Below are 13,750 nucleotides of genomic sequence, written 5' to 3' on the forward strand. Positions count from 1 at the left end.
GTTACGGAAGAAGGACGAACTTCCCCGCAGGATGGGGACCAGCGAGTTCGGTGTGAGCGCGTCCGGCCTCGGCCAGCCAGTATGTCCGGGCGACCCGCACCCTGAGGTCGCCGCGGTCCGCGAGATCGACGACCACCGATCGGAGGCGTCTTCGCACTCCTCGACTGGCGGGATTCTTGCCACCCACTCCGAGGAAACCGGCGTCGACCGCACGCGGTACTGCCAGAGTCGTGACCATCCGGGACGGGTCGCGTACCGATGCGACGGACACGTCGACAGCCTCCTCGCCGCCGACCGTGTCGATGACGGCGTCCACGCCGTCCGGCGCGAGGACGCGGACGCGATCTGCAAGACCATCTCCATAGGACACCGGGGTGGCGCCGAGCGACCGGACGTAGTCGTGATGGCCCGGCCGGGCTGTGCCGATCACCGTCGCGCCCCGGCCGCAGGCCACTTGGACGACGCACGACCCGACAGCGCCGGCCGCTCCGTGGACGAGAACCAGATCTCCCGAACCGACTTGGATGACGTCGAGTGTCTCGACTGCGGTCGTACCGGCCACCAGCAGCCCGGCGGCCTCGTTCCACGGCAGCGACGGCGGTTTGCGGACAACGGAATCGGCGCCGACGACGAGTCGATCCGCGTACGCCCCGTCGACCGGGTATGCGATCACTTCGTCACCGGGTGAGAGGGGTCCGTCCGGCCCCGTCGCATCCTCGCCGACCTCGACGATCACGCCGGCCGCCTCGGCACCGAGGTCCATCGGCAGGGAATCGGGATCGGTACCGAACGCGCCGCTGTACCGCTTGTAGTCGATGGGATTGACGCCGATCGCCCGGACTTCGATTGCGACCTCACCGCGCGCCGGCGGAACCGGGTCGACCTCCACGACAGTGAGGACCTCGGGTCCTCCGTAACCTCGGGCAATGACGCGTCGCGTCATGACCCTGGCAACTCGGCTACCGAAGTTCGGCTGAGCAGGGCCACCGGGTAGCGATCGAACAGGCTGGACAGCCGAACGTGGCCGGACTCTACGTCCTCGACGGTCAGCAGGTTCGTCCACGAACCCTCCGGTAACGTGAATCCGGTGTCGCCCCAGCCGCGTTCGCTGAGCCGGACGCTGTGCCGGGTCGCGAGAGCGATGACATCCTGGGCCGCACCGGATCGGCCTCGCGCGAAGCCGATCAGGTGGGCGGCCGCACTTCCCGAGGCGAACACCGGTGTGTACGTGTCGAAGCTTTCGGGACGTGTGCGGCGCAGCCTGAGTGCCGTACGAACAACGTGGAGCTTGACTGCGCCGGTGGCGTCGACAGGAGGGAGGTCGAGTCCGTCGAGCGCGCGTCGGCGAACGTCGTAGTCCACCAGGCGCCGGTTGTCGGGGTCGACGAGCGAGTCTTCCCACAACTCGGTTCCCTGATAGACATCCGGGATCCCGGGTCCACAGAGCTGGAGCAGCTTCTGGCCCAGAGCGTCCGACCAACCGTGGGGTGCCAGCTGGGTGCAGATCGAACCGAGGGCGTTGCCGACGGCACCGTCGATCACCGTGTCCAGCCAGCGATGGAGATCGCGTTCGAATTCTTCGTCGACATCGTTCCAGGATGTGCGGGTGCCGGCTTCGCGGACCGCTTTCTCGGCGTAGGCGTGGATGCGATCGCGGAAGTCCGGAACGTCCGCGGCCGCCCGGCCGTCCACCGGCCAGACCCCGAACAGGTTCTGCCACAGAAACAATCCGAGGACCGGGTCGGGACTGGGGGCGATGCGTTCCCATTGTTCCACGCACTCGGCCCACAGGCTTGGCACCTGGGACAAGACACCGATACGTGCGCGGACATCCTCACCGCGCTTGGTGTCGTGGGTGGACAGGGTGGTCATCGCCCTCGGCCACCGCGTCGCCCGCCCGGCGAACGCCAGGTGGAACTCGGCGGGGGACACGCCCACCGTCGCGGGATCACCACCCACTTCCTGGAGCGAGACGAGGCGAGCGGTGCGATAGAACAGGCAGTCCTCGACGGATTTCGCCATGACCGCACCGCACACCTGGTGGAACCGCGTGGCCGCCTCACCCCCACGAATGAGGGCCGACGCCAAGGCCGCCAACGGCTCCGCCATGTGCGGCTCCTCGGCGACCACGCTCCCGATCACCCGGTGCGCCAGGCCGGCGAGGGGACTGTAGTCGGACCGGTACACGGGCATGGCCGCGACCACCGCGATGACCGCGTCTCGGACGTCCTCGACGACGTAGTCGCCGTCGGCTTCCCGAAGGATCGCCCGCACCAGCCGCCGGACCTCCGGAGCGAGCATCGTGCTCGCCACTTCACGCTTGATCTCGGGTTCACGCTGTCGAAGCCAGGCGCTGTCTCCCCGCTCTTCGGTCCGCGCCGCAGACAGCGCAGTCAGCGCGGGCGCCCCGGACGAATCGAGGAACACCCCACCCAGTTCGGCCAGCGCGTCGTATCCGGTGGTGCCGTCGATCGGCAGGTGATCGTCGAGTGGTTCCTCATGACCCAGGATCTTCTCGATCACGAGCCACCGATCCGGGCCGATCATGGCGCGGAGCCGGTCGAGGTAACCCGCCGGGTCCGCCAGCCCGTCGGGATGGTCGATGCGCACACCGTCGACGAGGTCGTCCGCGATCCAGCTCTGCAGCTCGCGGTGTGAGGCGTCGAACACGCGTGGGTCCTCTTGGCGGATCCCGGCGAGATCACTGACCGCGAAGAACCGCCGGTAGCCGATGAGTCCCGAGTTCCACGGGACCAGGCGATACGACTGCGCCTCGTGCACGGCCCGCGCGTCTTCCGAGTCGGTGCCCGGGGCGATCGGGAAGCGGTGTTCGTAGAACGCGAGAAGCGGTTCTTCGCCTGTGCGGTCGATCGTGAGCGAGTCGAGGTCGGAGTCCGATCCCAGAACGGGGAGCGCCAGCTTTCCGTCCGCACCGTTGTCCGGCCGCCAGTCGGTATCGAAGAAGTCGGCGTAGTCAGATCGCTGTCCGTGGGTGAGAACGTCCCACCACCAAGCATTCTCGCGGGGGTTGGCGACGCCCACGTGGTTGGGAACGAGATCGACGACGAGTCCCATTCCCCGCCGCCGTAGCTCCTCGGACAGGGCTGTGAGAGCCTCCCGACCACCGAGTGCCGGGGACACGGTCGTCACATCGGTCACGTCGTACCCGTGTGTCGAACCCTCGCTTGCGGTGAGGATCGGCGACAGGTAGACGTGCGAGACGCCGAGGTCGTCGAGATAGTCGGCGACCGCAGCGGCGTCCGTCAGAGTAAAGGCGTCGCCGCGCAACTGGAGCCGATAGGTCGCGGTAATCGTCGGATTCCCCATGCTCGCCCGGCCTCAGGCGGTCCGTCGCAGCACGACCAGCGAGCGCGCCTCGACCTCGAGCGGCTTCCCGGCCTCGATCACCGCATCGTTCGACCCCGTCGGCACCGCGGTGTCGAGCACCACGGTCCACTCGTTCGCGTAATCGGAGTTCGGCGTCGAGAACTCGATGGCCTCGTCGTGGGCGTTGAAACACATCAGGAACGAATCCCCGACGACCCGCTCGCCGCGATGATTGGGCTCAGGGATCCCCTCGCCGTTGAGGAACACGGCCAGCGACTTGCCGAACCCGCTGTCCCAGTCCGCCGGTGTCATCTCCTCACCGGACGGGGTGAGCCAGGCGATGTCCCGTGTCTGGTCCCCGCTGCGGATGGGGGTGCCATCGAAGAAACGTCGCCTGCGGAACACCGGGTTCTTGGCCCGCAGGTCGATCACTCGTTTGGTGAACTCGACGAGGTCGGCGTTGGTGTCGGCGAGCGACCAGTCCATCCACGACAATTCCGAATCCTGGCAGTACACATTGTTGTTGCCCTGCTGAGTCCGGCCCATCTCGTCGCCGTGCGCGATCATCGGAGTGCCCTGGCTGAGCATCAGGGTGGCCAGGATGTTGCGGCTCTGACGGCCACGGAGGTCGAGTACCTCGGGGTCGTCCGTCGGTCCCTCGACACCACAGTTCCACGAACGGTTGTGGCTTTCGCCGTCGTTGTTGTTCTCGCCGTTGGCCTCGTTGTGCTTCTCGTTGTAGGACACCAGGTCGCGCAAGGTGAATCCGTCGTGAGCGATGACGAAGTTGATGCTCGCACCGGGACGGCGGCCCGTCGCCTCGTAGAGGTCCGAGGAGCCGGTGAGGCGGGAGGCGAACTCGCCGAGGGTGGCGGGCTCCCCGCGCCAGTAGTCCCGAACCGTGTCACGGTACTTGCCGTTCCACTCGGTCCACAGTCCCGGAAAATTACCCACCTGGTAACCGCCCTCGCCGACGTCCCACGGCTCGGCGATGAGTTTCACCTGGCTGACGATCGGATCCTGCTGCACGAGGTCGAAGAAGGCGGACAGTCGATCGACGTCGTGCAGTTCCCGGGCCAGCGTGGACGCGAGGTCGAAACGGAAACCGTCGACGTGCATCTCGGTCACCCAGTAGCGCAGCGAATCCATGATCAGTTGCAGAGTGTGCGGATGGCGGGCGTTGAGGCTGTTGCCCGTTCCCGTGTAGTCCATGTAGTGCTCGGGGTCACCGTCGACGAGCCGGTAGTAGGCGGCGTTGTCGATGCCGCGGAAGCTGATCGTGGGGCCGAGATGGTTTCCCTCAGCCGTGTGGTTGTAGACGACGTCGAGAATCACCTCGATGCCGGCCTCGTGGAAAGCACGCACCATCGCCTTGAACTCGGACACCGCACCGCCGGGCTTCTCGGCGGACGAGTACCCCGTGTGGGGGGCGAGGAAACCGAAGGTGTTGTACCCCCAGTAGTTACGCAGACCTTTATCGAGCAGCGTCTGGTCGTGCATGAACTGGTGCACCGGCATCAGTTCGATCGCGGTGACGCCGAGATCGACCAGATGATCGATGATCGCGGGATGGGCGAGCCCGGCGTACGTGCCGCGGAGCTCCTCGGGCACATCGGGGTGCGTCGCGGTCATCCCCTTGACGTGGGCTTCGTAGATGACCGTCTCGTGATAGGGGCGTTTCGGCGCCCGGTCGGTGGCCCAGTCGAAGAACGGGTTGATCACCACGGTCGTCATGGTGTGACCCAGCGAATCGTGCCCGGGCAGGGGGGAACCGGGGTCGTCCTCGTTCTGCTCGGCGCCGTTCTGTTCACCGCTGCTGTGCGAGTCTTCGTCCCGGTCGCCGTCGGCCGCGGTAACGCCCTCCGCGTCGCTGCCGGCCCCGGGGTCGGCGTCTTCCGCCGACTCGGGCAGATCGATGTCGTACGAGAACAACGACCGATCCCCGTCGAACTCCCCGTCGAACGCCTTGCCGTACGGGTCGAGGAGCAACTTGCTGGGGTCGCAGCGATGTCCCGCCGCGGGATCCCACGGGCCGTGGATGCGATATCCGTACCGCTGTCCGGGTTCGACGGTCGGCAGATAAGCGTGCCAGACGTATCCGTCCACCTCGTCGAGACGCACCCTCGTCTCCGTTCCGTCCCGGGCGATGAGGCAGAGGTCGACCGCTTCCGCGACCTCGGAGAAGACCGCGAAATTCGTCCCTGCGCCGTCATAGGTGGCGCCCAGTGGGTAGGCCGTTCCGGGCCACACGGGGATGTGTGTGGTGCCGATCTCGTCACTCGCAGTCATGAGAAGAACATTAGCCCGCGGCGCCCGGGCGCTCAGCTCGAGGCGAGAGGGCTTCGGGCGCCGCGCGAGCTACTTGCCGCAGCTAGCATTCCGGCTGTGATGTTCCGCACGTCGTCCCCGGTGCACACGTAGGGAGGCATGGCGTAGATCAGGTTGCGGAACGGTCGAAGCCAGACCCCGGCGGCCACCGCGGCGTCGGTTGCCGCCTGCATGTCGACGGGGTCGGTGAGTTCGATGACGCCGATACCGCCGAGCACCCGCACATCCCGCACGCCGGGCAGGTCTCGGGCAGGAGCGAGGCCGGACTCGAGTCCGCGGTGCAGCGCCGCCACCTCGCCCCGCCAGTTGCGCGCGAGCAGCAATTCGACGGCGGCGACGGCGACAGCGCACGCGAGGGGATTGGCCATGAACGTGGGACCGTGCATCAGTCCACCGGCCTCCCCGGCGCTGATGGTCTCGGCCACCTCGGTGCTGCAGAGGGTGGCCCCGAGGGTGAGGTACCCGCCGGTGAGCGCCTTGCCCATACACATGACGTCCGGGCTGACACCCGCGTGATCGGCGGCGAACAGCTCACCGGTCCGGCCGAACCCTGTCGCGATCTCGTCGAAGACCAGCAAGAGTCCCTGCTCGTCGCAGATTCGTCGTAGTTCCGTCAGGTAGCGGGAATCGTGGAAGCGCATACCGCCCGCACCCTGGACCACCGGCTCCACGATGACCGCCGCGAGCTCGTCGGCATGCGAGCGTGCGATGCGCTCGAACTCGTCGACGTACTGCGGATCGAAGTCGCGTGGGGGCGGTCCTGCGAACACCTGCCGGGCGAGCACGTCCGTCCACAGCGAATGCATCCCGCCGTCGGGATCGCAGACGCTCATCGGGGCGAAGGTGTCACCGTGATAGCCGCCGCGCCAGGTCAGGAGCCGGTGCTTCTGCGGCTTGCCCCGGCTGCGCCAGTACTGCAGGCACATCTTCACGGCCACCTCGACCGACACCGAACCGGAGTCGGCGAGGAAGACCTTGTCGAGCCCGCCCGGCGTGATGTCGACGAGCAGCCGCGCCAGCCGCGCCGCAGGCTCGTGGGTGAGACCCCCGAACATGACGTGGCTCATCCGCCCCAGCTGCTCCGCGGCCGCGGCATCGAGAACGGGGTGGCGATAGCCGTGGACTGCCGCCCACCAGGAACTCATTCCGTCCACCAGTTCGCGCCCGTCCGCCAGGACGAGGCGTGTGCCCCTGGCCTCGGTCACGACCAGGGGGGTGGTGGAGGAGGGAAAGGCGCCGTAGGGATGCCACAGCAGCGAGGCGTCGAGGGACGTGATCTCTTCGGCGGACAGGCTGGGATGGGTCACGTTCGTGACCCTAGCCACTGGACGGAAAGGGGGCCCACCCGGGTTGAACACTGTTCAAGTCCCGTATCGTTCCGGAGGTGAGCAACGATCGCACCTTCTCCACGTGGCTCGACGACGTCGAGCATCGACGTCGCGCCGCCGGACTGCGCCGTGAGCTGCGTCCGCGGACGGCCGGAAGCGCACTCATCGACCTTGCCTCGAACGACTACCTGGGTCTCGTCCGTCATCCCGAGGTACTGCACGGAGCGATGACAGCTCTACGCAGATGGGGCGCGGGAGCGACGGGTTCTCGTCTGGTCACGGGATCGACCACCGAACACCAACTGCTGGAATCGGAACTCGCCGAGTTCGTGGGCGCAGAGGCCGGCTTGGTGTTCTCGTCCGGCTACACCGCCAACCTCGGGGCTGTGACCGCGCTGTCGGGGGCAGGGTCGTTGATCGTCAGTGACGCGGGCAGCCACGCCTCCCTCGTCGACGCCTGCCGGCTTTCCCGCGCCCGCGTCGTCGTCGCGCCGCACTCGGACATCGAGTTCCTCCGAGCTGCGCTGGCCACCCGGTCTGAAGAACGCGCCCTCGTCGTCACCGATTCGGTCTTCAGCGCTGACGGCGATCTGGCACCGCTCGTCGCGATGCACCAGGTGTGTCGCGACACCGGCGCCGTCCTCGTGGTCGACGAGGCCCACGGTGTCGGTGTGCGCGGCGAGGGCGGGCGGGGGCTGGTCCACGAGGTTGGGCTCGCAGGTGAACCGGACATCGTGATCACTGCGACACTGTCGAAGTCCCTCGCCAGCCAGGGCGGTGCAGTCCTCGCCTCCGAGAAGGTGCGCGCCCATCTGATTGACGCCGCCCGCACCTTCATCTTCGACACCGGCCTGGCGCCCGCCGCGGTAGGAGCCGCGAGGGCGGCGCTGTCGGTGCTGACACGCGAACCGCACCGCGCGGCTGCCGTGCTCGACCGCGCGCGAGACCTCGCGCGTTTCACCGGCGCCGCGACTCCGGAATCGGCCGTGGTGTCCGTGATCCTCGGTGATCCTCAGCGCGCGGTCGACGCGGCAGCCGCATGCCGGGAGCTGGGTGTGCATGTCGGGTGCTTCCGGCCGCCGTCGGTGCCGGAGGGCACGTCGCGACTGCGGCTCACTGCCCGGGCGACATTGGACGAAGAGGAATTGGCGCTGATCGAGACGGTGCTCACCAGCGTGGTGGCGGGAGCCTCGGCATGAGTGTGCTCATGGTGACGGGAACGTCGACCGATGTGGGTAAGACCGTCGTCACCGCCGCACTCGCTGCGACGGCTCAGGCCGCGGGCCGTTCCGTCGCCGTATGCAAACCGGCGCAGACGGGCGTCGCCCCGGGAGAACCGGGTGACCTCGCCGAGGTGACCCGGCTGTCCGGTGTCACCGCGGTGCGGGAACTCGCGCGTTATCCCGAGCCGCTCGCCCCCGACACCGCGGCCCGGCGGAGCGGTATGCCGCTGCTGCACTGCGCCGACGTAGTGGCGGCGGTCCGGGCGCTCGATGCCGGGCACGACCTCGTCCTCGTCGAAGGTGCCGGTGGTCTGCTGGTCCGGATGGGGGAGGCCGGGTTCACGCTCGTCGACGTTGCGCGTGCGCTCGATGCGCCGGTCGTCGTGGTCGCGGCCGCCGGGCTCGGCACCCTCAATCACACCGAACTGACCATCCGGGCCATCACCGGAGCCGGGCTGTCCTGCGCCGGCACGATCATCGGGTCGTGGCCCGATCACCCCGGGCTCGCCGAGCGCTGCAACCTCGTCGACCTGCCCGTCGTGACCGGAAGCGGCGTGGTCGGCAGTGTGCCCGCGGGTAGTGGCAGCCTCGACGCGGAGACGTTCTCCGCAGCAGCACCGGGATGGTTCGACAGCGGTTGGCGGACGTCGGTGCTCACCGGAGACTGGCTGACGGGACACTGATCGGGCGCACCGGCGAGCGATGCCGTGGTGCCGGGTCAGGACTCGGACAGCACCGACAATATGTTCCCGGCGGGGTCGGTGAACCAGGCGATGTCGGGGCCGTTGCCGCGCATGATCCCCTTGTCGTCCTGCTCGAAACCGTCGTACCGCAGGAAGTGCACCCCGCGTTCGGTCAGGGCGTCGACCGTCTTGTCGACGTCGTCGACGGCGAAGTTCACGATGGTGTACGTCGCTGGTGTGTGGTCGGGTTTCGGGTAGATCAGCACCACTGGTCCGTTCGGCAGATGCAGTCCCAGTAATCCCATCTCCTCTTCGGTCACCTCGAGTCCCAAGGTGGTGGTGTAGAAGGACTCGGCGGCGGCAATGTCGTTCACCGCGAATCCACTGAATCCTCGCGACTGGGCCAACACGTCGGTCCGCCCGCTTTCCTGTCGAGTGGTCATGACATCTCCGCTCGCGCACGCTCGCTGAGCTCGATGATCTGTACGTAGTTACCGTCCGGGTCGATCGCGGTGCCGAACCAGCTGCCGTCGCGATCTTCGAGGGGCGACAACCACGTGACACCCAGGTCGTCGAGACGCCCGGCGGCGGCGCGCGCATCGGCGACCTCCACGTTGAGCAGGATGCGTCCGGGTTCGGGGTTCGTGTCGCCGACGTCGTCGCGGCGGTCGATCATGATGTAGAAACCGTCGAAGTCGAGTACGTCGTACCCCGGCTCGCCGGGCGTGCGATCAACCTTCGGTGAGAAGGCTGCGGCATACCAGTCCCGCAGTCGCTCAGGATGTGTGCTGGCGAGCAAGATGCTGCCGATGGCTGCGTCGGCCATGATTTCCTCCAGATGTTCGAGAGTGCGGTTGCCTTTCCGAAGGTATGGACTCGTGTGATCGCGGAAAGTCATCGCGGTGGGACTCGCCGGGCCGAAAAGCCGCCCGTATCCGGCGGGATGTCGGTAGTGTGATACGCGTCACGGGTTCATCCGTCTGGGTTGGGAGGGGTCCAATGTCGACCTCCGAAATGCTCGAATTGAATCGCACGATCAACCACCTCCGGCGGTGCGTCGGGTCGTTGCGTTCGATGTACGGCGACGCTGCACAGGTACGCCGGCTCAGTAACGATCTCGAGCGCCTCGAGATCGACGCCCAGGAACTCGACACGTCGCCGCCGCATGTCACGCGCCGCGAACCCGTCGAGCGGATCAAGATCCCCGACGTCCCCTATGACGCCTCGATGTGGGCGGGTGTCGACGACGAAGGTCTCGGCGGCTGCCACTACGAGCGCGGATGAGCGCGCCACCGAAAAATTCCGAAAATCTGGGTGTTGCGTCCCCGAGGCGTGCCCGAATCGCGGAACGGACACTACGCACCGACCGGTGGTGGCAGGCGCCGCTGCTGACCGCGCTCGGACTCGCGGCGTTCGTGATCTACGCGTCGATTCGTTCGTGGGTACGGACCGCCTACTTCGCCGAGGAATACCACTACCTGACGCCGTTCTACTCACCCTGCCTGAGTGATTCGTGTGTGCCCGGGTCGAGTGACTTCGGAACTCCGATCGGCGAATTGCCGATGATCATTCCGCTCGGGTTCCTCGTGTTGCCGTTCCTCCTAGGGTTCCGGCTCACGTGCTACTACTACCGCAAGGCGTATTACCGCTCGATCTGGTTCTCGCCCCCGGCGTGTGCCGTGGCCGAACCCCACCGAACCTATACCGGTGAGACACGCCTTCCCCTGATCGTCCAGAACGTCCACCGATACTTCTTCTACGTCGCGGTGATCGTCTCGCTGATCAACACCTACGACGCCATCCGCGCGTTCCACGGTGCGGACGGGGGTTTCGGCATCGGGCTGGGCACACTCATCCTGGTCGGCAACGTCATCCTGCTCTGGGCGTACACCGTGTCCTGCCATTCATGCCGGCACGTCGTCGGCGGGCGGCTCACCCACTTCTCGAAGCACCCCGTCCGCTACTGGTTGTGGACCCAGGTGAGCAAGCTCAACGCGCGCCACATGCAGCTGGCCTGGACCACCCTCGCCACGCTGATGATCACGGACTTCTACGTGATGCTCGTGTCCAGTGGGACTCTGTCGGACTTGCGACTGATCAACTGACCGCGCATCGAAGCCGCCGAACACGAGGGGAGTGGAATGACGGAAGTCGAACGGCACCGGTACGACGTCGTGGTGATCGGTGCGGGTGGCGCCGGACTGCGAGCGGTCATCGAGGCACGCGAGCAAGGCCTGTCCGTCGCCGTCGTCTGTAAATCACTGTTCGGCAAGGCGCACACCGTGATGGCGGAGGGTGGCTGCGCGGCCGCGATGGGCAACGCGAACGACAAGGACACCTGGCAGACCCACTTCCAGGACACGATGCGTGGGGGGAAGTTCCTCAACAACTGGCGGATGGCCGAACTGCATGCGCGTGAGGCGCCCGACCGAGTCTGGGAACTCGAGACCTACGGGGCGTTGTTCGACCGCACCCCGGACGGGCGGATCAGCCAGCGCAACTTCGGGGGTCATACGTATCCGCGGCTGGCGCACGTCGGTGACCGCACCGGTCTCGAACTGATCCGGACGATGCAACAGAGGATCGTGTCGCTGCAGCAGGAAGATTTCGCCGCCACCGGCGACTACGAGGCGCGGGTCAAGATTTTCGCCGAATGCACCATCTCGGAACTGGTCAAGGATGGCGACCGCATCTCGGGTGCGTTCGGGTATTGGCGGGAAAGCGGCCGATTCATCCTCTTCGAGGCGCCTGCCGTGGTGACGGCGACAGGGGGGATCGGTAAGTCGTTCAAGGTCACCTCCAACTCCTGGGAGTACACCGGCGACGGACACGCTCTCGCACTGCGTGCGGGGGCCAACCTCATCAACATGGAATTCGTCCAATTCCACCCGACCGGAATGGTGTGGCCGCCGAGTGTCAAAGGCATCCTCGTCACAGAAGGCGTGCGCGGCGACGGCGGGGTCCTCAAGAACGCCGAGGGTGAACGGTTCATGTTCAGCTACATTCCCCCGGTCTTCAAGGGCCAGTACGCGGAGACGGAGGAGGAGGCCGACGGCTGGTACAAGGACTCCGACAACAATCGCCGTACCCCCGATCTGCTGCCCCGCGACGAGGTCGCGCGAGCCATCAATTCCGAAGTCAAAGCCGGGCGGCAGACACCGCACGGCGGCGTGTATCTCGACATCGCCTCCCGGATGCCCGCCGACGAGATCGTGCGCCGGCTCCCGTCGATGTACCACCAGTTCAAGGAACTCGCGGACGTCGACATCACCAAGGAACAGATGGAAGTCGGCCCCACCTGCCATTACGTCATGGGAGGCATCGAGGTCGACCCCGACAGCGGCGCGGCCAGTGTTCCGGGTCTCTTCGCGGCGGGGGAGTGCTCGGGCGGAATGCACGGGTCCAATCGACTGGGCGGAAATTCGCTCTCCGACCTCCTCGTTTTCGGACGTCGCGCCGGGCTGGGCGCCGCGACGTACGTGTCTTCGCTGACGGACCGGCCAACCGTGTCGGACGAAGCCGTCGATGCGGCCGCACGAATGTTGCTGTCGCCGTTCGACTCCGGGCAGGAGGGGGAAGCGGTCGAGAATCCGTATACCCTGCACACCGAGTTGCAACAGAATATGAACGACCTCGTGGGCATCATTCGCAAGGCCGACGAAATCGAGCGCGCGCTCGACAAGCTCGCCGATATCAAGAGCCGGATCGGTGCCGTCGTCGTGGAAGGGCACCGTCAGTTCAATCCCGGATGGCACCTTGCCGTCGACCTGCGCAACATGGTCCTCGTCAGCGAGTGCGTGGCGCGGGCGGCATTGACCCGCACCGAAAGTCGAGGTGGGCACACCCGGGACGACCACCCCGCCATGGATGCGCAATGGCGCAACACCCTGCTCGTCTGCAGTGTGGACGGCGACATGGCATCCCATCCCGATGCCGTGATCCCCGACGTGGTGGTCACGCGGGAGCAGCAGGAGCCGATGCGAGCAGACCTGCTGGAACTCTTCGAGGCCGACGAACTCGCCAAGTACTACACCGACGCGGAACTCGCCGGGCATCCCGGGAGAAAGGCCTGACATGGGGTACGACGCACAGTTCCGGGTCTGGCGCGGTGACGTCGACGGGGGCGCCCTGCAGGACTACTCGATTCCCGTCAACGAAGGCGAGGTGGTCCTCGACATCATCCACCGACTCCAGGCCACCCAGGCACCCGATCTGGCTGTCCGCTGGAACTGCAAGGCAGGTAAGTGCGGGTCGTGTTCGGCCGAGGTGAACGGTCGCCCCCGGCTGCTCTGCATGACGAGAATGTCCACCTTCACCCAGGACGAGGTGGTGACGGTAACGCCGCTGCGGACCTTCCCGGTGATCCGCGACCTCGTCACCGACGTGTCGTACAACTACCTGAAGGCACGAGAAGTTCCGTCGTTCACGCCTCCTCCCGGACTGGCGCCGGGTGAGTACCGGATGAAGCAGATCGACGTGGAACGGTCTCAGGAATTCCGTAAGTGCATCGAGTGCTTTCTGTGCCAGAACACCTGCCACGTCGTGCGCGATCACGAGGACAACAAGGCGGCGTTCTCGGGTCCGCGATACTTCATTCGCGTCGCGGAACTCGAAATGCACCCACTCGATACTGCGGACCGCCGCAATGCGTCCCAGGACGAGTTCGGACTCGGTCTGTGCAACATCACCAAGTGCTGCACCGAGGTGTGTCCCGAGGGAATCAAGATCACGGACAACGCCATCATCCCGATGAAGGAACGGGTGGTCGATCATCGATACGACCCGCTGGTGTGGTTGGGTAACAAGCTCTTTCGCCGGGGTTAGCGCCTCCCGGCCCCGTGAGTACTTATTAACATCCCGA

At 66.4% G+C, this 13,750-nt stretch carries 12 protein-coding genes; 6 read left to right on the plus strand and 6 right to left on the minus strand.

Translation table 11 applies throughout. The features are described from left to right. Position 1 precedes the first annotated feature (1 nt). From CBI38_RS12695 to CBI38_RS12710, 4 genes are read right to left on the minus strand one after another with little or no spacing between them, the layout of a single operon-like run. Entirely contained in the window at positions 2-943 is a 942-nt protein-coding gene (locus tag CBI38_RS12695; protein ID WP_109329320.1) for an NADP-dependent oxidoreductase, read from the minus strand. Further along, a complete protein-coding gene (gene treY, locus CBI38_RS12700; RefSeq protein ID WP_109329322.1) occupies positions 940-3,327 on the minus strand; it encodes a malto-oligosyltrehalose synthase in 2,388 nt (795 codons plus the stop codon). The genes CBI38_RS12695 and treY overlap by 4 nt, the downstream gene beginning before the upstream one ends. Before the next feature lie 12 nt (positions 3,328-3,339). Beyond that, positions 3,340-5,616 carry a glycogen debranching protein GlgX gene (gene glgX, locus CBI38_RS12705; RefSeq protein ID WP_109329324.1) on the minus strand — a complete coding sequence of 759 codons (2,277 nt, stop codon included), beginning with the start codon at positions 5,614-5,616 and terminating at the stop codon, positions 3,340-3,342. A 32-nt stretch (positions 5,617-5,648) separates the two neighbouring features. After that, a complete protein-coding gene (locus tag CBI38_RS12710; RefSeq protein ID WP_109329326.1) occupies positions 5,649-6,962 on the minus strand; it encodes an adenosylmethionine--8-amino-7-oxononanoate transaminase in 1,314 nt (437 codons plus the stop codon). A gap of 77 nt (positions 6,963-7,039) precedes the next feature. On the opposite strand from CBI38_RS12710, the gene CBI38_RS12715 reads away from it, so the two are divergent. Both CBI38_RS12715 and bioD read left to right on the plus strand, forming a co-directional pair. Beyond that, complete coding sequence (locus tag CBI38_RS12715; RefSeq protein WP_109329328.1) at positions 7,040-8,182, plus strand: 8-amino-7-oxononanoate synthase; 1,143 nt, start codon at positions 7,040-7,042, stop codon at positions 8,180-8,182. Beyond that, complete coding sequence (gene bioD / locus CBI38_RS12720) at positions 8,179-8,889, plus strand: dethiobiotin synthase (RefSeq protein ID WP_109329330.1); 711 nt, start codon at positions 8,179-8,181, stop codon at positions 8,887-8,889. The genes CBI38_RS12715 and bioD overlap by 4 nt, the downstream gene beginning before the upstream one ends. Positions 8,890-8,924: 35 nt before the next feature. Here bioD and CBI38_RS37815 read toward each other — a convergent pair whose 3' ends face one another. Both CBI38_RS37815 and CBI38_RS37820 read right to left on the minus strand, forming a co-directional pair. After that, on the minus strand, positions 8,925-9,332 hold the full coding sequence (locus CBI38_RS37815) for a VOC family protein (protein WP_397504740.1): 408 nt from the start codon (positions 9,330-9,332) through the stop codon (positions 8,925-8,927). Then, on the minus strand, positions 9,329-9,715 hold the full coding sequence (locus CBI38_RS37820) for a VOC family protein (RefSeq protein ID WP_159921781.1): 387 nt from the start codon (positions 9,713-9,715) through the stop codon (positions 9,329-9,331). The genes CBI38_RS37815 and CBI38_RS37820 overlap by 4 nt, the downstream gene beginning before the upstream one ends. 173 nt (positions 9,716-9,888) lie before the next feature. On the opposite strand from CBI38_RS37820, the gene CBI38_RS12730 reads away from it, so the two are divergent. The 4 genes from CBI38_RS12730 to CBI38_RS12745 are packed head-to-tail and all read left to right on the plus strand — an operon-like array spanning position 9,889 to position 13,713. Further along, on the plus strand, positions 9,889-10,173 hold the full coding sequence (locus tag CBI38_RS12730; protein WP_109329332.1) for a hypothetical protein: 285 nt from the start codon (positions 9,889-9,891) through the stop codon (positions 10,171-10,173). Continuing rightward, the gene (locus CBI38_RS12735) at positions 10,170-10,994 is read left to right on the plus strand and encodes a hypothetical protein (protein WP_109329334.1); all 825 of its coding nucleotides are present in this window, start codon (positions 10,170-10,172) and stop codon (positions 10,992-10,994) included. The genes CBI38_RS12730 and CBI38_RS12735 overlap by 4 nt, the downstream gene beginning before the upstream one ends. A gap of 36 nt (positions 10,995-11,030) precedes the next feature. Then, positions 11,031-12,962 (plus strand): fumarate reductase/succinate dehydrogenase flavoprotein subunit, encoded by a 1,932-nt coding sequence (locus CBI38_RS12740; RefSeq protein WP_109329336.1) that lies wholly within the window; start codon positions 11,031-11,033, stop codon positions 12,960-12,962. 1 nt (position 12,963) lies between these two features. Beyond that, the gene (locus CBI38_RS12745; protein ID WP_109329337.1) at positions 12,964-13,713 is read left to right on the plus strand and encodes a succinate dehydrogenase/fumarate reductase iron-sulfur subunit; all 750 of its coding nucleotides are present in this window, start codon (positions 12,964-12,966) and stop codon (positions 13,711-13,713) included. Positions 13,714-13,750: the final 37 nt, after the last annotated feature.

Origin of the sequence: Rhodococcus oxybenzonivorans (assembly GCF_003130705.1) — a bacterium.
Taxonomy (GTDB): domain Bacteria; phylum Actinomycetota; class Actinomycetes; order Mycobacteriales; family Mycobacteriaceae; genus Rhodococcus_F; species Rhodococcus_F oxybenzonivorans.